This window comes from Psychrobacter sp. H8-1, from assembly GCF_904846575.1.
Classification (GTDB): Bacteria; Pseudomonadota; Gammaproteobacteria; order Pseudomonadales; family Moraxellaceae; genus Psychrobacter; species Psychrobacter fulvigenes.
Window position 1 is genome coordinate 1,883,733 of sequence record NZ_CAJHBG010000001.1, and the last position, 25,691, is coordinate 1,909,423.

A 25,691-nucleotide genomic window follows, 5' to 3' on the forward strand; every position below is an offset into this window, starting at 1 on the left:
ATGTCAAATAGCAATGCTACACCACCTATGAGCCCAAGCCGCCAGTCTAATAACAAGCGCAATATTCCGCATTATTCTGACAAAGGACAATACCCTGATAGCTATTATGCTGCCAGTCGCAACCCTAAGCCTGATAGACCTACCCTAGAGAATGATATCCAAGCTGAGATTTGTGTGGTTGGTGGTGGGTATAGCGGCCTATCAGCGGCGCTACATCTAATCGAGACAGATCATGAAGTCGTCGTCCTTGAAGGCGCACAAATCGGTTGGGGTGCATCCGGTCGCAATGGCGGTCAAATCGTCAACGGTCTGAATGCCAGTTTGCAAAAGATCAAAAAGTCTTATGGACAAGACAATGCAGACTTTGTCGGTCAATTAGTCACTCGCGGTGGCAAGATTATTCGCCGTTTTATTAGCGATTATAATATCGACTGCGATCTCAAAGAAAAGAACATCTTTGCCGCTTTGAATAACGGCCAGTTAAAAGACTTACAAGAGACCCATGCCCTGTGGGAAAGTCACGGCATGCATGATCGAGAGATGCTAGACAAAGCTGGCATTCAAGAGCACATAAAAACCGATGCCTATGTGGGCGGAATCATAGATCATTCAGGCGGGCACTTTCATCCGCTAAATCTTGCGCTTGGCGAGGCTGTTGCTGTTGAGCAAGGTGGTGGTACTATTTATGAAAACACGCTAGTCGTCGATGTCGAATATGCTGACGACTCAATTAAAATCATCACCGAGTTTGGCAGTGTGACCTGTAAGCAGGCCATCATTTGTGGCAACGCTTATCTGAATAAAGTCATCCCAAAACTGACCGATCGGGTGATGCCAGTGTCTACTCAAATCATCGCCACCGAGCCTCTAGGAGACTTGGCAGACCAGCTACTTCCGACTGACGTCTGTGTCGAGGATGTGCGCTATATCCTTGATTATTATCGCCTCTCTGCAGACAAGCGCATGTTATTCGGCGGGGGCACTGTCTATGGCGGTCAAGATCCAGCAGATATCACTGCCAAAATCAGACCCAATATGAATAAGATTTTCCCAGAGCTACGTGACGTCAAGATTGACTATGCGTGGAGTGGTAACTTTGCCTTGTCTTTTTCTCGCGTACCACAAATGGGCAAACTCCATGACAGGGTTTATTTCGCCCACGGATATAGTGGCCATGGCGTGACAGGCTCGCATTTATTTGGACAGATACTGGCTGACGCTATCAATGGTAATACGGCAGAGTTTGATACTTTTACAAAGATTCCGTGGATACCTTTCCCAGGTGGCCGCGCCTTGCGAGTACCTTACTCTATGATGGGCTCATGGTGGTATGCGCTAAAAGATCGCACGGGAATGTAGTCTTTCCTGTTACCCGCTGCGTGGCTGCGCAGCTTTATTAAAAAATTTAGAGAGGATTTCATTAGAAACACGCTTATTAGAAACATGCTTATTAGATAGAGATTTTACTTTGAGGATAGGTGTCAGAGTACGCCTTCACAACAATGGATTGTTGTTAATAGCTCGATAGACAGTCAAACCGTGACTGTCTATCAAGCAATAATCTTAAAAAAAACTATAGTTTTACAGGGAGCGTAACTATGAACATGAAACTCACTGATGCTGTCAAAGATCAGTATCATAACAAGCGAGTATTTTTAACCCTAATAGTCGCAGTGGCTATTTATTTTGCTTTTACCTGGATGTCTCTTAGCCGCGATAGTACTGAGTCTTGGGGCGCCCTATCACTACTACCAACCTTACTAGTACTAGTCACTGCCATTATCTCTAGACGTCCATTTGAATCCATGATAGCCGGCTGTGTCGCCGGCCTAGTCATGCTTAATCCCTTTGATCTGATTTCTCCTTTTGCTGACAACATGTCGATGGTACTGGGTAATGAAACCATTATCTGGATTGTCCTTGTCTGTGGTTTGATGGGTGGTCTTATTCAGCTACTTGAAATCAGTGGCTGTCTAGACGGCTTTAGTGAATGGCTACAAAAAGTCATCAAGTCGCGTCGGCAGTCATTGCTAGCAACTTTTGGTTTGGGTGTTGTCGTTTTCATTGATGATTATTTGAACTGTTTGGCAGTTTCGACCTCGGTCAAAAAGCTGACTGACGTATATAACGTCTCACGCGAAAAGCTGGCCTACATTGTCGATTCAACTGCAGCACCGATGTGTATCATCGTGCCTATCTCTACTTGGGCGGTATACTTCGCTGGTCTGTTAGAAGAGAACGGCGTCGCTGGAGACGGTGAAGGTATTGGGCTTTATATCAGCGCCATCCCTTTTATGGCGTATGCTTGGTTTGCACTTATCATTGTATTCCTAGTGGCTTACGGCATCTTAGGTGATTGGGGCCCAATGAAAAAGGCAGAGGCTCGCGCCAAAGCTGGCAACCCTGTTCCTGAAGCGTTCGTAGAAGAGCAATTGGTCTCAAACGTCAAAGCAAAACGCAAACTATCATTCAAAGCCAATATTATGAACTTTGCTTTTCCAATGATTTTGCTGATTATTTCAACCGTTTATTTTGAGATTGATCTGTTACGTGGTGCATTACTGACTTGTTTTGTGACCGTTGTTGTCTATTGGGCACAGGGCATTCTGAGCTTTGAGACTCAAGTTGAAGCCATTTTTAAAGGCTTTAAAGTCATGCTATATCCACTATCAACTGTCGTTGGTGGATTCTTTCTAAAAGCCATCAATGATGAGCTAGGCATGACCACCTATGTTATTGATTCCATCACCCCTTATATGACTATCATCATTTTCCCTGCGGTGATTTTTGCTGTCATGGCTTTCTTAACCTTCGCAACTTCATCAAGCTGGGGTCTATACGTCCTTGCCATGCCGATTGTATTTCCAATCTCGTTAGCGCTTGGCGTAAGCACGCCCCTCATGATTGGTGCGTTGTTGTCTGCCTCTTCATTTGGTAGTCATGCGTGTTTCTTTAGTGATTCATCATTACTAGCAGCGCAAGGTGCAGGGTGTTCACCCATGCAGCATGCCTTTACGCAGTTCCCCTATGCGATGCTCGGTGCGGTACTGTCCGTCGTGACCTTCTTAGCTTTGGGTTATATGATGGCTTAAGTATAACTTAGCCTTATTACCAAACCGTTCGTTACATTATGGGCAATTACTGATGAGTAGTTGCCCATTGCTAACTGTCCAACACCTTTTTTTTGTTTGACATTACTTATTCGTATTCGCTACTAAAAGGATTTAGATTATGCGCACCGTAACCGTTGCTACAACCCAAATGACTTGCAGTTGGGACAAACAACAAAATATTGATACCGCTACCGATTTGGTCACTCAAGCTGCCAAAGCTGGTGCCAATATCGTCTTGCTACAAGAGTTGTTTGAGACCCCTTACTTCTGCCAAGTCCATAATTTTGATTATTTTAAGCTTGCTACCTCAGTAGCAGACAATACTGCCATTCAATATTTCAAAAAGTTGGCTAAAGAGCTAGAAGTGGTACTACCCATCAGCTTTTATGAAAAATCAGGCAATACTTTTTTTAATAGCGTGACTGTCATTGATGCTGATGGTGAGATACTGGGCACTTATCGTAAAACTCATATACCTGATGGCATTCCTTACGCCGAAAAATTTTACTTTACCCCAGGAGATACTGGCTTTAAGGTTTGGCAAACCAAGTACGCCAAGATTGGTGTCGGTATCTGCTGGGATCAGTGGTTCCCTGAATGTGCGCGCAGTATGGCGCTAATGGGTGCTGAGATATTATTTTACCCGACGGCGATTGGCGATGAGCCAACATTAGATATAGACTCAAAGGCACATTGGCAGCGTTGTATGCAAGGTCATGCAGCAGCCAACCTAATGCCAGTCGTTGCTTCTAATCGTATCGGCGCAGAAACCATCACGCACCAAGGCCATGACAACACAGTACAGTTCTATGGTGGCTCTTTTATCACTGATGGTCGCGGCGAGATACTACAAGAAGCATCAGCCGATAAAAATGAGTTTATAAACGTCACCTTTGACTTGGACAAGCTGGCTATCGAGCGCCGCCAATGGGGCGTCTTCCGTGATCGTCGCCCATCCATGTATGGAACCTTACTGACGCATGGCTGATATACAGCTCAGTCCTAAATACCACTTATAAATACTATTGTTTGATAAGGTTATTTATATGTCTACAGCAAATACAGAGTCTTTTAAAGAGTCTTTTAAAGAGTCTTTTAAAGAGTCATTTAAAGAACTATCTAAAGAGTCACCTAACTTGCTAATCACAGGCTCAACTCCGATTGATGACGGTTTTTATATGCCAGCGGAGTTTGCGCCAATACAAAAAGTATGGATGGTATGGCCATACCGCGCTGACAACTGGCGGCAGCAAGCTATCCCTGCCAAAGCAGCTTACGCGGCAGTAGCTATGGCGATCCGGCCCTTTGCGCAGGTTGCCGTTTTAGTCATTGCTGATGACTATCAAGCGTGCCGCGACAGCCTCGCTGATGATATCGAAGTCATCTCTATGCCAAGCAATGATGCTTGGGCACGTGATATTGTGCCGACATTTTTGATTAATGATAGCGGCGAGCTACGCGCTTGTGATTGGACTTTTAACGCATGGGGCGGCGATTATGATGGGCTGTATACGCCTTGGGATGACGATGATAGGCTGGCTGCCCGCTTATGTGAGTACCTTGGCATTAAACGCTACCGTACTGATGGCTTTGTGATGGAAGGCGGTGCGTTTCATGTCGATGGCGAAGGCACGATACTGACCACCCGCATGTGTTTGCTCAGTCCAGGACGTAATCCACATCTTACCGAGCGCCAAATTGAAGACAAGCTCAAAGCTTATCTTAATGCTCAAAAAGTACTATGGATTGATGACGGCATTGATCCTGATGAAACTACCGGTCATATCGATGATATTGCCTGCTTTGCCCGACCTGGCGAAGTGGTTTGCTTATTTACTGACGACCCTGAACATCCTTTTTATGAGGCGACGCAAAAAGCTTATCAACAGCTTTCTAACATGACAGATGCACAAGGCAGACGTTTGAAAGTCCATAAGCTATGCTGTACTAAACATCCAGTGACTTTGCCTGACAATTATGACATTGTGCAGTCTGATGATGCCAAGGCTCGCCGTACTGGTGATATTTGTATCGCCTCTTACGCCAATTTTTTGATTTGTAATGACGCTATCATTGTGCCGCAATACGATGATATAAATGACAGCTTAGCAATCGCGCAGCTTGAAAAAGTCTTTCCTCAGCATCAGGTAGTTGGGGTACATACCAAAGAGATTGTCTTTGGTGGTGGTAATATTCATTGTATTACTCAGCAGCAGCCCGCAGTTAAAAAATGCACTAATTCATGAAAGTATAACCAAAAACGGATTTTGACCCTAAGGAATATTTATGAGCGATTATCAAGTTAACAACCCAGCCACTGGCGAAGTAGAAGCCACCTATCCTACTGCCAGCGACAATGATATCCAGCAGGTGATTGAGCGTGCTGATAGCGCCTATCAAGACTGGCGTCAGGTAGCGCTTAGTGAGCGCAGTGCCATCCTCCATAAGATTGCTGATATCTATCTTGAGCGTAAAGACGAGCTGGCACGTATCATGACTGCGGAGATGGGAAAGCCTGTTGCCCAAGGCAAGGGTGAGCTTGGTCTGGTTGCTGAGATCTTTCGCTATTATGCAGACAATGCTGAACAGCTATTGGCACCTGACAGAATCGAAGTGGATACAGGCTCAGCCTCTGTACAAAAACTGCCTGTTGGCGTGCTACTAGGTATCATGCCGTGGAACTATCCCCATTATCAAGTCGCTCGCTTCGTTGCGCCAAACTTTATGGTAGGTAACACCATCATCCTAAAGCATGCGCCGCAGTGCCCGAAAACAGCAGAAATCATCGTTGAGATCTTCGAAGCAGCAGGCTTGCCTGATGGTGTTTATAACAATGTGTTTGCCACCAACGATCAAGCGGCAACCATCATCAAAGACAGCCGCGTACAGGGCGTGTCTTTGACTGGCTCTGAGCGTGCTGGACAAGCAGTCGCCAAAGTAGCTGGCGACGCACTCAAAAAAGTCGTCTTAGAGCTTGGCGGCTCGGATGCGTTCATCGTCGCAGCAGATGCTGATATTGAACTGGCCATCAAAGGCGCTATCTCTGGACGCTTTGGCAATACAGGACAAGCCTGTAACGCAGCTAAGCGCCTTATCGTCGTTGACTCTGTCTACGACACGTTCGTCGAGGGCTTCACTGATGCTGTACGCTCGATGACCTTGGCGGATCCATTAGATGATAAAACCACAATCGGCCCAATGTCATCAAAAGCGGCAGCGCAGGGTCTGCAGCAACAGCTCGATAGCGCAGTACAAGCTGGTGCTAACGTTTTAGTCGAGGGCGGTCTACTAAAAGATAAGCCTGGTGCTTGGTTTGCACCCGCTGTACTGGCCGATGTTGATGACTCAATGGATGTCTATCGTCAGGAGTTATTTGGACCTGTGGCTGTCGTCTACAAAGCTCGTGATATAGAGCATGCTATTAAGATTGCTAACGACGTACCATACGGTCTTGGCGCTTCAGTCCAAACGCAAGACCCAGCTTTGGCAGCAGACATCGCAAACAAACTAGAGGTCGGCATGGTAACGATCAACGCCCCGTCTGGCAGTGAAGCCAACACTCCGTTTGGTGGCGTTAAATGCTCAGGATTTGGGCGTGAGCTGGGTACGCTTGGTATCACAGAATTCTTAAATCATAAGCTGATTCGTGATATGTCTTAATTGATATTGGCACAGCTCTCATTCAGAAAAAAGAAAGCCTAACGTCCAACGTTAGGCTTTCTTTTTATTTAGAACTTTCTAATTCACTTTATACAAGCGACTTTCTATTCATTGCTTTCTATAAACTACTTTTTATAAGGGTTATCCTTCACCCACTGCTGATTGATGACTTTGAGCCCCTCTAACTCCTCATCCATGACCTTCTTACTCATTCCTGGATTTTTCATGGATTCATAAGCGAAGAATACAATCCCCAATGCTGTCCAGCCAAGGAATATTGACCACTCAAGACCACTAAGTGCCGCTGGCATACCAGGTAAGTACAGAACAAATAAGCCCAATCCAAGTACGATAGCAATCATCCCGACGATTTTACCTTGCGGTATTCTAAAAGGACGTACCATCTCAGGCTCACGATAGCGCAATACCAAAAATGACACTGCTACCAAAGTATAAGCAATGACCACGCCGAAACCACCAGCAGTCACAATCCATACCAACATCTTACGGCCAAATAACGGCGCAAGCGTTGCCAAACCACCAATAAATAAAATAGCGTTGATTGGTGTCTTATGCACAGGATGCAGTTTACCTAAAAACGCCGGCAACATATGAGTCTTAGACATCGCATATAGTAAGCGACTACCCCCAATTAAGAAGGCATTCCAGCTCGACATAATACCGAGTACACCGCCAATCACCAGTAAAACACCTGCCCATCTACCCTGCCATGCACTTTCCATCGCATCAGCCGTTGCCAAAGTAGAGGTTTCTGCCAATGCCATGGGTAGCGTTACCCCGACACTCCAGATGACGCCCACATACCACATCACAGCCACAATCAAGGCAATAATCAAAAACTTACCAATGTTGGGACGGGTTAAATCTATCTCTTCAGCTGCTTGCGGAATGACATCAAAGCCGACAAACATAAAGGGCACCATCACAATAACCCCTGCAATAGCAGCAGCAACACCAGAGAAGCCTTCACCAACAAAAGCTGGCGATAGCTCAGTATTGGTCGCCTCAGGGTTAAACAACACCGCACCTATAAACAGTAACGTTCCAACAAATAAAATCCCAGCTACTGCGGTCTTTTGGAACCAAGCACTGACCTCCATCCCGCGGGTATTCAGCCAAGTGACCAAAACGGAGCCCGCCATACCGACGGCTGCCCAAGTCGCATACACCTCGTAGCCAGCGACTGACCATAAATAGCCCTGATTATAGTTAGGAATCAGGTACTCAACCACTGTAGGCAGTGCCACAGCCTCAAAGGCCACTACTGACAAATAACCAAACAACATGCTCCATGAGCATATAAAGGAGGCATTAACCCCCAGCGCTCGGTGGGTATATGTATGCTCACCGCCAGTCACTGGCATGGATGCAATCAGCTCAGCATAAGTGATACCGATCATGATTACTATCAGACCGCCAATAAAGAACGCCGTCATAGCGCCCCAAGTACCCGCTGAAAACACCCAACCACCGGCCAGTACTACCCAGCCCCAGCCAACCATAGCCCCGAATGCTAAGGCAATAATATCGACTACCCCTAGCGATTTTTTCATTACAGACATAACCTACTCCTTGTCCAAGTTTCGTCCATGTTAACCCTCTACTCTTTTTGGGTTAAGTTGGTTTTTATTTAGCTTACGATTTATTTTTTATTAAATATCATTTTATTAGAGCGTATCCTCATATTTGCCTGTCGCTACCTGTAATATAGTGTTTCAACATCTTACTCATATATGTAGCAACAAAAAACTGACACTATACAGAGTAAACCGATAAACATATTTATGCCACTTATATTCGACATTAATTCAGTATTTTTATCAAAAACCAAGATGCCATAAAAAGTGTTTGTTTGGCATTGTTGAAATCAGAAAACAAAAACGGCGCCCTGTGATACAAGGCGCCGTTGTCATTTACTTACTTAGAGCGAGTGCCATAAGAGCAGCCTTGTTGTAGTCAAACAACCTTTTAAACAAAACGATGTTTGATTAAAAGTTAAGCCGTCAAAATACCTTTGATAATATCTAGGCCTTCTTGTAGCACTTCATCTTGGACAGTTAACGGCACCATTACCCGAATGGCATTACCATGCATACCGCAAGAGGCTAACAGTAGACCCTGCTCAAACGCTTTTGCTTTTAGATTAGCCGTTGCATCCGTGTCTGGCTTACCTTCGCTATCGATCAGCTCAAATGCAAGCATTGCGCCTTTATGGCGGATATGACCGATACTGCCTAGATTTAAGTCTTTTAAGAACGAGGCAATTTTATCGCCAATCTCAACACTACGCTCAAGTAGGTTTTCTTCTTCAATCACTTCCATGACTGCCAATGCAGCGACACAAGCAAGCGGGTTGCCAGAATAAGTACCACCTAGACCACCAACTTGTGGAGCATCCATGATGTCAGCACGGCCGATAACAGCAGAGATAGGATAGCCACCCGCCAAGCTCTTAGCGCTGGTCATAAGATCAGGCTCAACACCCAACTGCTCACTGGCAAACAAAGTACCGGTACGGGCAAAACCACACTGTACTTCGTCAAAAATTAGTACGATACCGTGCTCATCACAAATAGCGCGCAAGGCTTTAGCAAATGAGGGTGTCACTTGATGAAAGCCGCCCTCGCCTTGTACTGGCTCAATGATCATCGCCGCCACTTCACTAGGATCGATATCCGCTTGGAAGATCATCTCAAGGCTGTGCAGTGCCTGCTCTTCAGTGACGTTAAGCTCTTGCGCAGGGAACAGTGCATGAAAGACAGGACCTGGCATAGGGCCAAAGTTCTTTTTGTATGGCAACACTTTACCAGTCAAGCTCATGCACATAAGGGTACGACCATGCCAACCACCAACGAAAGAGATGACACCTGGGCGGCCTGTCTTCGCACGTGCAATCTTGATGCAGTTCTCGACTGCTTCAGCGCCAGTGGTTAAGAAAAACGCCTTTTTGTCACCGCTGATGGGTGATTTTTCGCAAAGCTTTTCTGCAAGATCTACGTAGCACTCGTAGTTGATCATTTGTGCAGCAGTATGGGTAAACTTATCTAGCTGCTCATGTACACGCTGGGTAATCTTTGGATGGCTGTGACCCGTGTTCAATACCGAAATACCACCAACAAAGTCGATATAGCGATTGCCTTCCACATCCCAAACTTCTGAGTTCTGTGCTTTTTCGGCAAAGACAGGAAAAGCAACACCAAGTCCTGTTGGTAAGACAGCTTTACGGCGTTCGAGTAATGATTGATTAGTAGTAGTCATAAGAATGTCCTTTTCTCTTTTTTAACGTAAGTGCCAATTATTGAGTGGCGATTTATCTAAAAAGTATTAGATGTTGAGTGATGTTACATTTACGTAGAACACAAAAACTAGCTGATGTCAGAGCACCAGTACTTGGTCACAACATACTCTTCGAGACCGTATTTTGAGCCTTCACGGCCGAAGCCAGATTGCTTCACGCCGCCAAATGGTGCAACTTCGGTAGAAATCAAACCTGTATTATGACCAATGATGCCGTACTCAAGGCCTTCAGAAACGCGCCATGAGCGGGCATAATCGCCACTATAGAAGTAAGCGGCTAGGCCATAAATAGTATCGTTGGCCTTACGAATGACTTCTTCTTCATCCTTAAAAGTAAAGATGGTGGCAATAGGACCAAAGATTTCTTCGTGCGCAATATCCATATCACTACTAATATCAGTGATGACGGTTGGATTGTAGGTCAGTTCTGATGCGTTGTTCGTACTACCACCAGCGACTAGATTAGCGCCTTTATCCAGCGCATCTTTTAATAAGGCTTGCACTTTTTCTAAGGCTTTTTGGTTGATGAGAGGACCAATATCAATACCTTCTTCCAAACCATTACCGACGTTAAGCTCAGCGACTTTTTTGACAAATATATTTAAAAACTCATCTTTAATGCTGTCTTGAACATACACACGGTTGGCACAAACACAGGTTTGACCAGCGTTACGATATTTGGAAGCGATTAAGCCTTCAGCCGCTTTTTCAAGATCGGCATCATCAAAGACGATGAACGGTGCGTTGCCGCCGAGCTCTAGTGACAATTTTTTGACGGTTGGCGCACATTGAGCCATCAAAGTACGACCCACTTCGGTGGAGCCTGTAAACGATAGCTTCTGAATGCGAGCATCGCCCGTGAGGATATCGCCGATGGTTGATGACTTACCAGTGACGACTTGGATGACGCCTGCTGGAATACCCGCTTGCTCGGCCAATGCGCCCAATGCCAAAGCTGAAAATGGCGTTTCGGTTGCCGGTTTAATAATCATTGTACAGCCGGCCGCGAGCGCCGGAGCAGCTTTACGGGTGATCATGGCTGATGGGAAGTTCCAAGGCGTAATGGCCGCACAAACACCGACTGGCTGCTTAAGAATGACGTGACGCAGTTGTGATTTGTTGGCCGGAATAACATCGCCGTAGACGCGCTTACCTTCCTCTGCAAACCAACGAATAAAGCTATTGGCATAACCAATCTCACCACGCGACTCACCTAAAGGCTTACCTTGCTCAGCCGTCATAATGATAGCCAGATCTTCTTTATTGGCATCGATAAGATCTGCCCATTTTTGCAATAGATCTGCGCGCTCTTGCGCAGTCTTAGCAGCCCATGCTGCTTGTACTTCATGAGCATAGGCGACAGCGTCATCGACGTCTTGTTTGGTCAGGCTTGGCACAGTACCGATGATATCGCCATTAAACGGATTGCTCACGTCAATAGTAGCGGCGTCACTGGCAGCGTGCCAGCCGTCTTTGATTAGACACTGTTGTTTGATGAGATCTTGGTTTGATAGCTTTAGCATATCAACACTCCTTGTCGGTAAGCTTGGCGGTTATGAGGGTCATTGGAATCTACAATTATTTCATCAACGATATTTTTTATGGCGTTCATAAGCGGTTTTCATAAACATCTTTGATAAAACCTTTCATTCATATATAACTATTGATAATTATATATCTGTTCAATATACTGAACACTAATTCCATATAAGAGACATCATTATAGGAATGATATGCTACTATTTGCAACCCTTATTACAGCTTTATTTGTCTTTTTGTGCATTATTTTGCACATTTATTATTTCACCCTCTTCATATAGGTAACTTATGACTGCGACTACGGTACCAGCACTGGACAAAACCTTTCAAATTCTAGACTTAATTACGGCGTCATCGCAGCCATTAACAGCCGCACAGGTCGCTAAGGAGTTAGATCTGCCACGGAGCTCCACTCACAATATCCTACAGAGCTTACTGGGCAAGCACGTCATCTATAAAGACAACGACGGTCGTTTTCATTTGGGCTCATATCTACTGTACTGGGCAGGTGAGTATGAGCGTCAACAAGGGGTGATACAGTTATTTAAAGATCTTATTTTGCAGTATCCAGTTCTGCTTCAGCATACTGTCACTTTATCGAAGTTGGATTTGGGTGAGGTGGTGTTTTTGGCATGTCATGAAGCCCCTGCTCCGCTTGGTTTTACCTTCCGTGCCGGTGTGCGCGTACCTGCTGTGTTTTCGGCAACGGGCAAAGCCATGCTCTCTACTCTGTCGAACCACACCATCGAATCTTTGTACGAAGGCGAGTTTCCTGAGCCGATCACCTCTAATGGTGTCAACAGCTTTGAAGCCTTGTCTGATGAATTAAGTGCGATTCATAATAGCCGTATCTCGCTCGATGACGGACAACTGCGTGATGGCATGTATTGCTTAGGTACTTATATTCGTAACGCTTCAGGCAATGCGATTGCAGGCATGGCCGTCAGCTTTTTACAGGCAGAATACGAGTCTAAGTATGAAGAAGTCAGTACCGCGCTCATCGAGCTGGCAGAACAAATCGAACAACGCTTGGGCTTTATTAGTGCTCAATCAGCTTAGCTAAAAAAAAACAGCCAAAAAATAAGCAGCCAAAAAATAAGCAGCCCGATTCAAAATATTGAATCGGGCTGCTAATGCTTACTTATTACACTAAGCTCAAGTCAAACTTTAAACTCAGATCAAACAATGCCATCGGCTTTTAGCTTCGCTATCATGTCGCTATCATAACCAAGGTCTGCGAGTGTGCTGTCGGTATGCTCACTCAAACGTGGTGGCGGCGTGCGATAAGTAACAGGTGATGCTGAAAGCTTGATCGGACTACCTAGCGCTTTTACAGGGCTACCCTGCGCTGCGAAATCTACGACCATCTCACGTGCCTGAGCTTGCGGCATCGCCAACGCCTCAGAGATGTTATTAATCGGTCCGCACGGTATGCCTGCTTGACTCAACACATCCAGCCAATGCACACGCGATTGCTCAGCAAACTTTTCTACCAGCATATCGCACAATACTTGACGATTGGCGACTCGTGAGGGGTTGGTCGCAAACCGACTGTCTTGATGCCAATCAACGTCGAGTAGATGGCAGAGTCTGCCAAACTGCTGATCATTACCACAAGCTAAGATAAAGTGCTGCTTCCCTGCTCCTGCAAACACTTGATAAGGCACGATATTGGGATGTTGATTGCCTAGGCGTGGTGGCACGGTGCCTGAAGCCAAATGGTTCATACCAACGTTAGCCAGCATAGACAAAGCACTGTCTAGCAATGCCACATCGACATGCTGACCTAGACCCGTATGCTGCCGTGCTAGCAACGCCGCTTGGATGCCGATCGTCAGCTGCAAGCCTGCAAATAAATCCACCACTGCCACGCCGACTTTATGCGGCTCACCATCACTCGGACCTGTGATACTCATCAGCCCTGATAAGCCTTGGATAATGTAATCATAACCAGGCAGCTTGGCATCAGGCCCTGTCTGACCAAAACCCGTTAAGGACGCATAAATCAGGCGCGGATTGTCTTGTTTTAGACTGTCATAGTCTAAGCCGTATTTTTTTAGACCACCGACCTTAAAGTTTTCGACCACGATATCGCTATCAGCGGCAAGCTGCTTAATAATCTTCTGTCCCGCAGGTGTGGTAATATCGACCGTCAATGATTTTTTATTGCGATTAATAGTGGCGTAATAGGCAGACGTCTCATCGCTAAACGCAGGCGGTGCCCAGTGGCGTGTCTCGTCACCTATCTTTGGACGCTCGACCTTGATGACTTCTGCGCCGAGATCAGCGAGCACTTGCGTACAAGAGGGGCCGGCCAACACTCGAGATAAGTCCAGTACCTTGATACCCTGCAATGCCCCTTGTGGCACATCATTGCCAGTAGCATTATTAACATTTTCAGGCTGTGAAGATTCATTGATGGTGGCAGTCATAATAATCCCTTATTGTGTCACGTGTGCTTTGCTATTCTTACCATTAAACTGTTATTCATTATTTAATTTTCGATAAAAAAGCTGAATAATAAATGATGAATAACAACTGAAAAACGTACGCTACTGCCTATAAATCGCTTCGTAAAAAGCCAAACAGTAACGTACGTAATAACGTAAAGATGTGCTAATAGTAGTTGGCTAACATTTAGTTATTAGCTAAATACCATTAAAAGAACGCTTGAATACCAGTCTGTGCACGACCTAGGATCAGTGCATGGATGTCATGCGTACCTTCATAAGTATTAACCGCTTCTAGGTTCATCACATGGCGAATGATATGGAACTCATCTGAGATACCATTACCACCATGCATATCACGAGAAACACGCGCGATATCGAGTGCCTTACCGCAGTTATTACGCTTGATAAGTGAGATCATCTCAGGCGCTGCATTGTCTTCATCCATTAGACGACCGACACGTAGTGCTGCTTGTAGGCCAAGCGCAATCTCAGTCTGCATATTGGCAAGCTTTAGCTGCACAAGCTGCGTGGCTGCTAGTGGACGTCCGAACTGCTTACGGTCTAGGGTGTACTGACGAGCGCCTTTCCAGCAAAACTCAGCAGCGCCCATTGCACCCCAAGCGATACCGTAACGGGCTTTGTTTAAGCAACCAAACGGACCTTTTAGACCACGGATATCTGGGAAAGCATTGGTTTCAGGGACAAACACTTTGTCCATCACAATCTCACCTGTGACAGAAGCTCGTAGTGAAAACTTACCTTCGATCTTTGGTGCTGATAAGCCTTTCATGCCCTTATCTAAGATAAAGCCGCGAATCACGTCTTCATCATCTTTTGCCCATACCACAAATACATCAGCGATAGGACTGTTGGTAATCCACATCTTAGTACCAGTCAGCTCGTAACCACCATCGACAGCGCGCGCACGCGTTGACATCGATGAAGGGTCTGATCCTGAATCTGGCTCGGTCAAACCAAAGCAACCGACATACTCACCTGAGGCAAGCTTAGGCAGGTATTTTTCTCTTTGCTCTTCAGTACCGTAAGCATGGATAGGATGCATGACCAAACTTGACTGTACGCTCATCGCAGAACGATAGCCTGAATCTACTGCTTCAACTTCTTTGGCAATCAAACCATAAGCCACACTTGATAGACCCGCACAGCCGTAGCCATCGATGGTCACACCTAGCAGACCCATCTCACCCATTTGACGCATGATATTGCGGTCAAAGTTCTCATTGCGGTTGGCTTCAATGATGCCAGGCATTAGCTCTTTTTGAAAAAACTGACGTGAGCTGTCATTAACCATACGCTCTTCATCGGTTAACTGATCACGTAATAAAAATGGATCTTCCCAATCAAAACTCGGGACCGTGTAATTTGACATATCGTGCTCCTTGGTGTCAGTCATCCTGACCGACGAATGATGGTTGAGTGAACAAATTGCTTTAAGCGATTGTTAATTTATCACAGCTCTTAACTTATGATTGACTTAATAGTTTCGCTGTGCAAAACTTAGTTTCATAATTTATATCTATTTAAGCAAAATTTATCGTGTCTGTAAACCTTTATCCACAAATATGGTCATAAAAATGAAAAAAGACTCATCGACAGCAGCGCCATTATTAGATCGCATGACTACCAAACTAGCTCAAAGCAAGGAGAATGACGATAGGCAATTTGTCACTGCTCTCGGGCGTGGGCTGACTTTACTTGCTGCATTTGAACATCATGATCAGCTCAGTCATCAACACTTATGCAAAATGACAGAGCTACCAAAAGCGACCGTCACCCGTCTTATCTACACCTTGACCACGCTTGGGTTTTTGCGCACGACGATACATGGACAATACCAACTGGGCAGTAATGCAGTGCGCCTGAGCGCTATCGCTTGGAGTCGTCATGATGTGGTCGCGTTTGCAGAGCCGCTGTTACGTCAGTTTGCCGATCAAAACGAAGTGTCAGTGAACTTAGCGACAGAAGTCGAGGGTGAGATGCGCTATCTGGCCTGCTGCCGTAGCCCTGCGCGCCTATCGGTCAATTTGCAAGTTGGCTCAGCCGTTCCAGTGGCACGGACAGCCATTGGCCGCGCTTTTTATGCTGTCAGCAACCCTACTAGACAAAAGGTTATTGATACTAATTTGCAAGAAAACTTATCTAAAGCTGAGTATGAGCAAGCGCAAAATCTGCTAGATGAAGCAGTAGACTATTATCAAGTGCACAGCTATACGCTATCAGATGGTGAGTTTTCTAATGATATTTTGGCGGTCGCGGTTGGGGTATTTGATGTCGCAACGGGACACTATGCCTATTCTCTCAATGCCAGTGTGCCGAGTGCCAACTGGGAAGCAAAAGAGTATGCAAAGGTAATCGTGCCCAAATTGCAGGAATTGGCTGAGAGGATTGGCAGTGGTGTTTAAAACGGTTGGTATTCAGCATTTACGATATCGTAGACCATCACTGAACCATCTGCATTAACCCTATAGCGATTACGCACATGAGCAATATTAGGATCACCACCGCAAGTTTCATTATGAATCTCGACAGCTGCAAACTCCCAAACCAATTCAGAATCCGTAGCAAAGTTATTTTCTGTACGAAACTGCAAACAATCAAGATCAGCAACCTGATGCTGCTCTAAAGCTACTAATAACCATTTAAGTGCGACATCCTCGCTAATACCTATCATTGCAATTGATTCATTAACAACGGGCTCACCCCTATGCTCTGGTTGATACAATGGATTACAAGCAGTCAGTAAGACAACTATTAGCATATAATTAATGGTTTTAAAAGAAGGCATGTAAGTGCTCCATTGATTAAGTAAAACTGATAGTGTGCCATATAAGTCTACCCCAACTCAGCAGAGCTAAACCTAAACCTCATTAAATACTTACCTTTTACTCTAAAAACACTTACACAATCAATTGCCATTTATTTTTACCTTTAATATCAATAACTTAAATCAGAATATGCTATAATGCTATACAGTTGGTCCTAATTAAAACTGGTACATCTATCTTTGACATGTGCTGTTGGGATGGGTTTTGCGCCGCCTCTGGAGTGACAACGTCGCACAGCAAGCAAGGAAAATTTATACTAACAGTACTACACCATTTTTAAAGGGTCTTAACTATAGCTTTGGCCTAACCTTAGCTAATAAAAAAATAACGATTAAATAATTATTAAAAACACCTGTCATTAATAAATTAACATTGATAAATTTGGAAGAATTTTTATGCAACCGATAAACCATAACATCATTCAAGATGGTGGAACTCCTATTAGACTTTGGACCAAGGGCGTCCCTGTCGATCCAAAAGCGCACGACCAACTTATCAAAGCCTCGCAAATGCCATTTATTTATAAGTGGCTTGCGGTGATGCCTGATGTGCATGTTGGAATTGGCGCAACCATCGGTACCGTATTGCCGACCAAAGAAGCGATTATCCCTGCTGCCGTTGGCGTCGATATCGGCTGCGGAATGATGGCGGTGCAAACCACCCTAACCGCTGATGATTTGCCTGATAACTTACGCGGTCTGCGCAGCGAGCTAGAAAAAGCGATTCCTCATGGTCGTAGCAAGTCTCGTGGTCGCGGCTCAAATCGTGATGTCGGCGCATGGTCAAATCCTGATGACACGGTTAAAGATGGTTGGGCAGCACTGGTTGATGACTTTAACTATATAACCCAAAAGCACCCTAAACTTAAAAACACCAATAACCTTAAGCATCTGGGAACGCTGGGTACAGGCAACCACTTTGTAGAAGTCTGCTTAGACGAAACCAATCAGGTGTGGATTATGCTGCATTCAGGCTCGCGCGGCGTGGGTAACGCCATCGGTCGCTACTTCATCGAGCTGGCACGGGAGGATATGCGTAAGTGGTTTATCAACTTGCCCGATAAAGATTTGGCTTACTTTGCCGAAGGGACTGAGCACTTCAATGACTATTGGTTTGCGGTCGGTTGGGCGCAGCGTTTTGCTTTTAAAAACCGTGAAATTATGATGGAAAATGCGATTAAAGCACTGCGAAAAGTGGTTACCAAACCCTTCAATGCCCAAAGAAAAGCGGTGAACTGTCACCATAACTACGTGGATAAAGAAGAGCACTACGGTGAGGAAGTATTCGTCACTCGCAAAGGCGCGGTACGTGCGCGTGTCGGTGAGTACGGTATTATCCCCGGCTCTATGGGCGCAAAGTCCTTTATCGTGCGCGGTAAGGGTAACGCAGAATCGTTTCATTCTTGCTCGCATGGCGCAGGTCGCATCATGTCGCGCACTGAGGCCAAAAAGACCTTTACGGTAGATGATCAAATCGCGCAGACTGAGGGCGTAGAATGCCGTAAAGATAAAGAAGTGATTGATGAAATTCCAGCAGCGTATAAAGACATCGATGATGTAATGAAAGCGCAAAGTGACTTGGTAGAGGTGGTGCATACGCTGCGTCAGGTGGTTTGTGTGAAGGGGTAAGAAGTGTTAATAAAAGGTCTGGGTTGAGAAGCACTGCTTCGCAAGGTGCAGCAAGCGCTAAGCTGTGCTTGGCTGAAAAGGAAAAAGTAATCTCATGTCAAAAACCAAACCCCTAAAAATAGATGGCAGCACAGGCGAAGGCGGCGGACAAATCATCCGTACCGCAGCACACTGTTACTCAAATATTATCAAGCCGTGATATTATAGGGCTATAATACGCGCGTTAAGTAGGGTGGCTATTTTCTGACAGTCCCTTACTATCGCGTTTTTTGACTTTTATACTTTATCGTTGAGTTTTGCTATGCCTGAGTCTCGTACCAATTTAAACCCTAAGCCTGTAAGCAACTCCCCTTACCTGACTGGTGTCTTGCTACGCTATAGCACCTTTGCCGCGGTCGTCATGCTCTTCTTTGCAGGACTGCTGCTTATCAACTGGTGGTTGATAGTTATCGGTGGTTTGGGAGTCGCCTTAGGTATCTATGACTTAGCACAGTCTAAGCACTCAATTTTAAAGAACTACCCCATCGCTGGTCACATCCGCTATGTACTTGAGGATTTTCGTCCTGAGATTCGCCAGTATTTGTTAGAGGACGATAAGGAACAAGTGCCGTTCTCACGCCAACAGCGGGCGCTCGTCTATCAACGCGCCAAAAACGTCAGTGATACCAATGCTTTTGGTACTCTTGATAATTTATATACGCATGGTAAAGAGTGGTTTTTGCAGTCATCTATCAGCGAGCCACTGCAGAATAAAGACTTTCGTATCATTGTCGGTGGTGAGCGTTGCCAGCAGCCCCACGATATGTCAGTGTTTAATATCTCAGCGATGAGCTTCGGTAGCTTGTCAGCCAATGCGATTATGGCGCTCAACCAAGGTGCCAAGATGGGCGGCTTCACCCATGACACGGGTGAAGGTGCAATCAGTCCTTATCACCGCAAGTTTGGTGGTGATTTGATTTGGGAGCTGGGCACGGGTTACTTCGGTTGCCGTGACGCTCATGGGAACTTTGATCCTCAGTCTTTTGCCGAAAAAGCCGTCGATCCGCAAGTCAAAATGATTGAAATCAAGCTCTCTCAAGGTGCCAAGCCAGGTCAAGGCGGCGTGCTACCGGCAGAAAAAATCACGCAAGAGATTGCTGATACGCGTGAAGTCCCAGTAGGTGAGGATTGCATCTCGCCTTCATCACATAGTGCTTTTAGCACCCCGCGTGAGCTAGTTGATTTTTGGCAACAACTACGTGAGCTATCAGGCGGTAAACCTGTTGGATTTAAGCTCTGTATCGGTCAACCTTGGCAGTTTATGGCAATCGTCAAAGCCATGATAGAAGCTGATAACTATCCTGACTTTATTGTCATTGATGGTGCAGAAGGCGGTACAGGTGCTGCTCCAGTCGAGTTTATGGACAGCGTGGGTATGCCAATGGTTGATGGATTCTTATTGGTTCACAATACCTTGGTCGGTGCTGGTATCCGTGACAAGGTCAAACTGGGCGTCAGTGGCAAAATCGTCTCAGGCTTTGATATTGCGCGCTTAATCGCACTGGGTGCAGACTGGTGTAACTCAGCACGTGGCTTTATGTTTGCGGTCGGCTGTATTCAATCGCGCTCTTGCCACACCAACACTTGTCCCACTGGCGTTGCCACTCAAGACCCTTATCGTCAAAAAGCCCTCGATGTACCAAGTAAAGCTGAGCGCGTGGCAAACTATCACAAAAACACTTTGAATTCTCTCGCCAGTATCGTGGCTGCCGTTGGTCTACAGCATCCAAGTCAATTGCAACCGTATCATATTGCCAGACGTCTCGATGATGGACAGATCAAACTGCTATCGAAGTTCTTTTACTTTACTGATACAGGTGCGCTACTTGATCATAGCGCCCGTGCAGACGTGTTCAATCAGATGTGGGTGATGGCAAATCCTGATAGTTTCCTAGCCGATAACGATGCGCTAATCGCTTACAACAAAGACTCGCGTGATAAAGGTAAAGAAACCAATGCGCCAACCGAAGAAACTATTGGTAGCCCAGAGTACGATGAGATAGATGGTGGCAGATTGATTGGTAATGTCAATAATACCTTTCGCGACTTTCCGCCCATCAATGAGTAAAAAGAAAAAGCGCGGAGCGTGAGCCTTAACAGCTATATAGCTATTTATATGAACAAAAACAGAGACGACCGCTCATTTCTAAATGACCAAAGATAAGTGACTCATGCCCCGCTCTACTCTAACAACGCCTTATACTTTACTGGCAGCAGCGCTTTTTGCTTTGAGCATAAGCGCGTGCCAGCCTACCACCTCAGATGCCTATATGTCCTCAACTGAGGATTGGTCATGTCAGGTGCAAGACTCGCCCTTTCGTTATAGCGCTTGTCACATAAACGCCGATGTGTTGGGTGATAAAACAGACTCGCCCTATTCGCTACAGCTATTTTGGCAACAGACCGATGGCTCTGAGCCCTTACTCACTTTTGATAATCTGATAGATGCATTGCCAGCGCAGCAAAACCTTGCCTTTGCAATGAACGCAGGCATGTATAACGAAAGCTACGCGCCGATTGGCTATACCGTCATCGAAGGTAAAGAGATTCGCGCCTTGAATACCAAAGAGGGTGGCGGCAACTTTCATTTATTGCCTAACGGGGTGCTCTGGTGGGATAAAGATGGCAAGGTGCAGATTAGCGAAAGTAATGCTTTGAATACGCAGCTTAACAGTGGCCGAGCGCAGCCTTGGTATGCGACTCAGTCAGGGCCGATGCTGGTCATTGATGGAGAGATTCATCCGCAGTTTAATCCAGACAGTCAGTCATTGAAGTTTCGTAATGGCGCAGGCGTTTGCAGCGATGGCAGCATACAGCTTGTCAATAGTAACGAGCCTGTGAGCTTCTATCAATTTGCGTCATTGTTTAGGGATGATTTAAAGTGTCCTAATGCGTTATTTTTGGACGGCGGTATCGCCTCGGCACTTTATGCGCCCAGTATCGACAAGCATGACAAAAAAGAGATGGGCGTGATAATCGGGGTGGTTGTTGATACAGACAATTAAGGATTTACTGCTTTCAAGCTTAAAGATCATCTGTTTGTTTGGCTTGCTCCTGACTTATTTTTACCATCAACTTTGACCAATCTTTATTCAAAAAAACCTTATAAAACTTTATTTTTAATAAGACTTTGTGGTTATAAAGCCAATTAGACTGCATCTCTTGCAAGTGCTGCTGTATCTCAGGGATAATATAATCTTCATCAAACCCTTCCCAGACAGTAGGCGTGGGTACTAATAAGTTACTCATACAAATCGGCGCCACTTCATAAAACAAAATGTGTTCTATTTCAGGGATGGTCAGATGGGCAACTCGTTTGGCGATGTACTCGTGATTTATTTCATTATCAATGAACAAATCTGACAATGCCATCCATACCGCTTCTTTTTCGTTCAAGCTTTTCATGCACTTGCCTCAGTTTCGCATTATTTAACAATGCGTTACTATGAAATTAGCACATCTATACGCCCGCTAATAGCTAAACTTTGCTACAATAGCGCCAATTTTTATTCAACATATCACTAACTGATTTTATCAAAATATTGAGAGACTATTATGGGTTTTAACTGCGGCATCGTCGGCCTACCAAACGTGGGTAAATCCACTCTATTTAACGCTTTAACCAAAGCAGGTATCGCGGCTGAAAACTTTCCGTTTTGTACCAAAGATCCCAACACTGGCATTGTGCCTGTACCAGACCCACGCCTTAAAGAACTGGCCGATATCGTCAAGCCTGAGCGTGTATTACCGACCACTATGGAGTTTGTAGATATTGCAGGCCTAGTCGCTGGCGCCTCACAAGGCGAAGGCATGGGCAACCAGTTTTTAGCCAATATCCGTGAGACTGACGCCATTGCTCATGTGGTACGCTGTTTTGACGATGATAACGTGGTACACGTCGATGGCCGCGTCAGTCCCATTGATGACATCGAAACCATCAATACCGAGTTGGCGCTCGCTGACCTAGAAGCAGTTGAACGGGCGATAACAAACCTCTCCAAAAAAGCCAAAGGCGGCGACAAAGACGCTGCTGCTATGCTTGATGTGTTCAAAAAAATCGAACCATTACTCGCTGATGGCACAGCCGCGCGCGCAGCCAACCTAGATGATGATGAAAAGAAACTCATTAGAAGCTATGGTTTGATTACCTTAAAACCAACCATGTATATCGCCAACGTCTCTGAGGACGGTTTTGAAAACAACCCGTACCTGGATGCCGTCCGTGACTATGCGACTGGCGAGGACTCCATCGTCATCGCCCTATGCAATCAAATCGAATCTGAGATTGCCCAGCTGGATGAAGCAGACAAAAAAGACTTCTTAGAAGACATGGGTATGGAAGAAGCTGGCCTTGATCAAGTGATTCGCGGCGGATATGAGTTGCTTGACATGCAGACTTACTTTACCGCTGGTGTCAAAGAAGTACGCGCTTGGACGGTAGCCATTGGCGCAACTGCCCCGCAAGCAGCAGGGGTGATTCACACTGACTTTGAGCGCGGATTTATTCGTGCCGAAGTGATCTCTTATGAGGACTTTATCGAATACAACGGTGAAAAAGGCGCAGCTGCCGCTGGTAAGTCTCGTCTGGAAGGTAAAACTTATATCGTACAAGATGGCGATGTGATGCATTTCCGCTTTAACGTATAAACAATTCGACATTTCCATACAGCGCTTACAAAGCCTAGCATAGAACAACCAAAAGCCAGCTGCATTGCTGGCTTTTTCTATTATAATAACTTAGCTAACGAGACTTAAAAAATAAAAGTTAAAATAGACAAGCCACTTTAAAAATAATAATAACAAACAATATTAATAAATAATGGAATGTAGTTTATGAGCACTCAATTAGATAGACCAAAGAACGCAAGCGAGCACTGGGCAAGACTATTCAATGCCAGACGCTTAGGAAGCGACAAGCTGCCACCTACTCAAGATAGCGCGCGCTCCTCTTTTCATAAAGACTATGATCGCTTGGTATTTTCACATTCGTTTCGTCAGCTCAATCAAAAAACCCAAGTACACCCGCTGACCAATCAACTGGGTATCCGTACCCGTTTGACCCATTCGCTAGAAGTCTCCTGCATTGGGCGCTCGCTTGGCATGATGGCAGCAGAAAAGCTGCATGATAAATTAGATAACGGCCTACCTTCAGGTGTCACGCCTGCGGATGTCGGCGTCATCGTACAAGCGGCTTGTCTCGCCCATGATATTGGCAACCCACCCTTTGGTCATGCTGGTGAGTACGCCATTCGCGACTGGTTTATGCACTCAGATCGCGAGCCCATCTTGCAGCACCTCAGCATCAATGAGCGTTTGGACTTGCTCGCTTATGAAGGCAATGCCCAAGGGTTTCGACTATTGGTACGCAACGAGCACCACCCTGATAATGGCGGTATGCGCTTGACTTGCGCCACCTTGGGCGCATTTATGAAGTATCCATGGCTGGCCACTCATAGTAATAACAAGGATGCAGACAAGCTCACTGACGATGTACAGAAATTTGGCTGTTTTTATAGTGAAGCCGCTCAGCTAGAACAGTTGGCAGAGTGCTTAAATCTGCCGCGCTCACAGCAGCATGACGGTTATGCACGCCATCCACTGGCTTATTTACTAGAGGCGGCAGACGATATTTGCTACGCGCTGATAGACTTAGAAGACGGCATCCACCTCAATATGCTCAGCTACGCAGAAGTGGCAGACATCTTCTATCAATTAATCGGTGAGCGCCCTGACACGATCACGCTACCAGCGCAAATGTCTGCCAGACAGCAGCTGGCAGCGCTGCGCGCTCGCGCCATGATGCGTTTGGTCAATGCCGTCACTGACGCCTTTGTGGCCAATAGCGATGCCTTGCTTGCAGGAACGCTCAGCGGCAGCTTATTTGCGCACTGCGATCCGACGATAAAGAGCGGCATCAATCAAGCCAAAGCCTTGGCCCGTGAAAAAATCTTTAATCATCCTAGCAAAGTACGCATGGAGCTGATGGCCAATCAGTGCCTCCATCGCCTGCTTGATGCTTTTATGCCTCTAGCATGGATGGCACTGACGAAAGCACCAAAGCCATTTGAGCAGCAAAGACTATTAAGCCTATTGCAACCACATCTTGATGAGCATCGCCGTGTCTTATCAGAGGATATCTATCAAAACATTCTCAATATTCTAGACTTTATCACTGGGATGAATGACCACGAAGCCTATAGATTGGCGCAAGAATTGCAGGGACATCTGGGCACAATCGTCTAATAACTAGACCATGTTAAGCATTCTGAAATATGAGTAATAAGAATTTCATTCGTATCTTTGCGTTGAAATGAGTATCATAAACATCTATTGGATAATGATTAAATACTATGAGCAGTCGCGAAAAAAAGAAACTTCAAACTCGGCACGCATTTTTTAGTGCGGTATTAGACTTGTGTATGACAGGGCAGTCTTTTAGCTCTATCAGCCTACGACAGGTAACTCGTGAGGTTGGCGTCGTGCCGACGGCTTTCTATCGTCATTTTGATGACATGGAATCCTTGGGCGAGGCACTGGTGGTTGAGGAGCTCGGCAGCACGCTTGCCATCTTACGTGACGGCTTACAAATCGGCCGTAAACGCAGTTTTGATCGGCAAATTGCCAAGAGTATTCAACTGTTTTTGCACACCGTCAGCGCCCAGCCACAATATTGGCAGTTCCTAGTCAGTGAACGCTTTGGTGGTTCAGAGTCAGTGCGTAAAGCCATTAGTAATTTGGTAAAAATGCACGGCAAGATTTTAGGGGAAGATCTGGCGTTACAGCCTGCTTTTGCTCATATCAATGACTATGACCGTCGCCTACTCGCTGAAGCTGGGGTCAATATGTTTTTTTCTTGGATTATTGACTGGCTAGAATTAACTTATTCTGAAGAGCATGATGATGAGGTTGATTCAGCGGAGATTGAAGCGAAAAAGCAGCTGATGTTACACAATTGCACCCGTCAGGCACAGATGCTGTTTTATGGCGCTTATAATTGGAAATCCAGCGAAGAGACGCAGCTTAACGATTGATAGCTTGAAGCCATTAACAAGATTCACAGTTAGAGTACAGCCGACTCATTTTAGACCTAATACA

At 45.6% G+C, this 25,691-nt stretch carries 20 protein-coding genes; 13 read left to right on the top strand and 7 right to left on the bottom strand.

The genetic code is table 11. From position 1 onward, the window contains the following. The 5 genes from JMY01_RS07640 (at position 1) to JMY01_RS07660 (ending at position 6,773) form a co-directional block, all read left to right on the top strand. Positions 1–1,359, top strand: coding sequence for an FAD-binding oxidoreductase (locus JMY01_RS07640; RefSeq protein ID WP_227677755.1), 1,359 nt, complete (start codon positions 1–3; stop codon positions 1,357–1,359). A 239-nt stretch (positions 1,360–1,598) separates the two neighbouring features. Further along, positions 1,599–3,092, top strand: a complete 1,494-nt coding sequence (locus JMY01_RS07645; protein ID WP_201575002.1) for a Na+/H+ antiporter NhaC family protein — start codon at positions 1,599–1,601, stop codon at positions 3,090–3,092. A gap of 136 nt (positions 3,093–3,228) precedes the next feature. Further along, positions 3,229–4,101: an N-carbamoylputrescine amidase gene (gene aguB / locus JMY01_RS07650; RefSeq protein ID WP_201577365.1), complete on the top strand. Its 873-nt coding sequence runs from the start codon at positions 3,229–3,231 to the stop codon at positions 4,099–4,101. 58 nt (positions 4,102–4,159) lie between these two features. Further along, the gene (gene aguA, locus JMY01_RS07655) at positions 4,160–5,359 is read left to right on the top strand and encodes an agmatine deiminase (RefSeq protein WP_201575003.1); all 1,200 of its coding nucleotides are present in this window, start codon (positions 4,160–4,162) and stop codon (positions 5,357–5,359) included. A 40-nt stretch (positions 5,360–5,399) separates the two neighbouring features. Further along, a complete protein-coding gene (locus JMY01_RS07660; RefSeq protein WP_201575004.1) occupies positions 5,400–6,773 on the top strand; it encodes an NAD-dependent succinate-semialdehyde dehydrogenase in 1,374 nt (457 codons plus the stop codon). Positions 6,774–6,898: 125 nt separating this feature from the next. On the opposite strand, the gene JMY01_RS07665 is transcribed toward JMY01_RS07660, so the two are convergent. The 3 genes from JMY01_RS07665 to JMY01_RS07675 form a co-directional block, all read right to left on the bottom strand. Continuing rightward, positions 6,899–8,356 (bottom strand): APC family permease, encoded by a 1,458-nt coding sequence (locus JMY01_RS07665; RefSeq protein WP_201575005.1) that lies wholly within the window; start codon positions 8,354–8,356, stop codon positions 6,899–6,901. Positions 8,357–8,789: 433 nt separating this feature from the next. After that, positions 8,790–10,052 carry a 4-aminobutyrate--2-oxoglutarate transaminase gene (gene gabT, locus JMY01_RS07670; protein WP_201575006.1) on the bottom strand — a complete coding sequence of 421 codons (1,263 nt, stop codon included), beginning with the start codon at positions 10,050–10,052 and terminating at the stop codon, positions 8,790–8,792. Between the two features lie 107 nt (positions 10,053–10,159). Next, a complete protein-coding gene (locus JMY01_RS07675; RefSeq protein WP_201575007.1) occupies positions 10,160–11,614 on the bottom strand; it encodes an NAD-dependent succinate-semialdehyde dehydrogenase in 1,455 nt (484 codons plus the stop codon). Positions 11,615–11,918: 304 nt separating this feature from the next. Between JMY01_RS07675 and JMY01_RS07680 the strand changes: the two genes are divergently transcribed. After that, complete coding sequence (locus JMY01_RS07680; protein ID WP_201575008.1) at positions 11,919–12,689, top strand: IclR family transcriptional regulator; 771 nt, start codon at positions 11,919–11,921, stop codon at positions 12,687–12,689. Between the two features lie 119 nt (positions 12,690–12,808). Here the strand turns inward: JMY01_RS07680 and JMY01_RS07685 are convergent, their stop codons facing one another. Both JMY01_RS07685 and JMY01_RS07690 read right to left on the bottom strand, forming a co-directional pair. Further along, a complete protein-coding gene (locus JMY01_RS07685) occupies positions 12,809–14,068 on the bottom strand; it encodes a CaiB/BaiF CoA transferase family protein (protein ID WP_374220369.1) in 1,260 nt (419 codons plus the stop codon). A 220-nt stretch (positions 14,069–14,288) separates the two neighbouring features. Then, the gene (locus JMY01_RS07690; protein WP_201575010.1) at positions 14,289–15,473 is read right to left on the bottom strand and encodes an acyl-CoA dehydrogenase; all 1,185 of its coding nucleotides are present in this window, start codon (positions 15,471–15,473) and stop codon (positions 14,289–14,291) included. Between the two features lie 205 nt (positions 15,474–15,678). On the opposite strand from JMY01_RS07690, the gene JMY01_RS07695 reads away from it, so the two are divergent. Then, positions 15,679–16,506, top strand: coding sequence for an IclR family transcriptional regulator (locus tag JMY01_RS07695; RefSeq protein ID WP_201575011.1), 828 nt, complete (start codon positions 15,679–15,681; stop codon positions 16,504–16,506). On the opposite strand, the gene JMY01_RS07700 is transcribed toward JMY01_RS07695, so the two are convergent. Continuing rightward, positions 16,503–16,889: a hypothetical protein gene (locus JMY01_RS07700; RefSeq protein WP_201575012.1), complete on the bottom strand. Its 387-nt coding sequence runs from the start codon at positions 16,887–16,889 to the stop codon at positions 16,503–16,505. The genes JMY01_RS07695 and JMY01_RS07700 overlap by 4 nt on opposite strands. A gap of 435 nt (positions 16,890–17,324) precedes the next feature. Here JMY01_RS07700 and JMY01_RS07705 point away from each other — a divergent pair, with 435 nt between their 5' ends. The 3 genes from JMY01_RS07705 to JMY01_RS07715 all read left to right on the top strand — a co-directional run bounded on the left by JMY01_RS07705 (position 17,325) and on the right by JMY01_RS07715 (position 21,601). Continuing rightward, positions 17,325–18,557, top strand: coding sequence for an RtcB family protein (locus JMY01_RS07705; protein ID WP_201575013.1), 1,233 nt, complete (start codon positions 17,325–17,327; stop codon positions 18,555–18,557). Between the two features lie 301 nt (positions 18,558–18,858). Continuing rightward, a complete protein-coding gene (locus tag JMY01_RS07710) occupies positions 18,859–20,664 on the top strand; it encodes a glutamate synthase-related protein (RefSeq protein ID WP_201575014.1) in 1,806 nt (601 codons plus the stop codon). Positions 20,665–20,767: 103 nt separating this feature from the next. Beyond that, positions 20,768–21,601: a phosphodiester glycosidase family protein gene (locus tag JMY01_RS07715; RefSeq protein WP_201575015.1), complete on the top strand. Its 834-nt coding sequence runs from the start codon at positions 20,768–20,770 to the stop codon at positions 21,599–21,601. 19 nt (positions 21,602–21,620) lie between these two features. On the opposite strand, the gene JMY01_RS07720 is transcribed toward JMY01_RS07715, so the two are convergent. Further along, positions 21,621–22,001 carry a hypothetical protein gene (locus tag JMY01_RS07720; protein WP_201575016.1) on the bottom strand — a complete coding sequence of 127 codons (381 nt, stop codon included), beginning with the start codon at positions 21,999–22,001 and terminating at the stop codon, positions 21,621–21,623. 150 nt (positions 22,002–22,151) lie between these two features. Here JMY01_RS07720 and ychF point away from each other — a divergent pair, with 150 nt between their 5' ends. The 3 genes from ychF (at position 22,152) to JMY01_RS07735 (ending at position 25,627) form a co-directional block, all read left to right on the top strand. After that, on the top strand, positions 22,152–23,243 hold the full coding sequence (ychF, locus tag JMY01_RS07725) for a redox-regulated ATPase YchF (protein WP_201575017.1): 1,092 nt from the start codon (positions 22,152–22,154) through the stop codon (positions 23,241–23,243). 186 nt (positions 23,244–23,429) lie between these two features. Continuing rightward, positions 23,430–24,839: a deoxyguanosinetriphosphate triphosphohydrolase gene (locus JMY01_RS07730; protein WP_201575018.1), complete on the top strand. Its 1,410-nt coding sequence runs from the start codon at positions 23,430–23,432 to the stop codon at positions 24,837–24,839. A 107-nt stretch (positions 24,840–24,946) separates the two neighbouring features. Next, entirely contained in the window at positions 24,947–25,627 is a 681-nt protein-coding gene (locus JMY01_RS07735) for a TetR family transcriptional regulator (RefSeq protein WP_201575019.1), read from the top strand. The last annotated feature ends 64 nt before the right edge of the window (positions 25,628–25,691 follow it).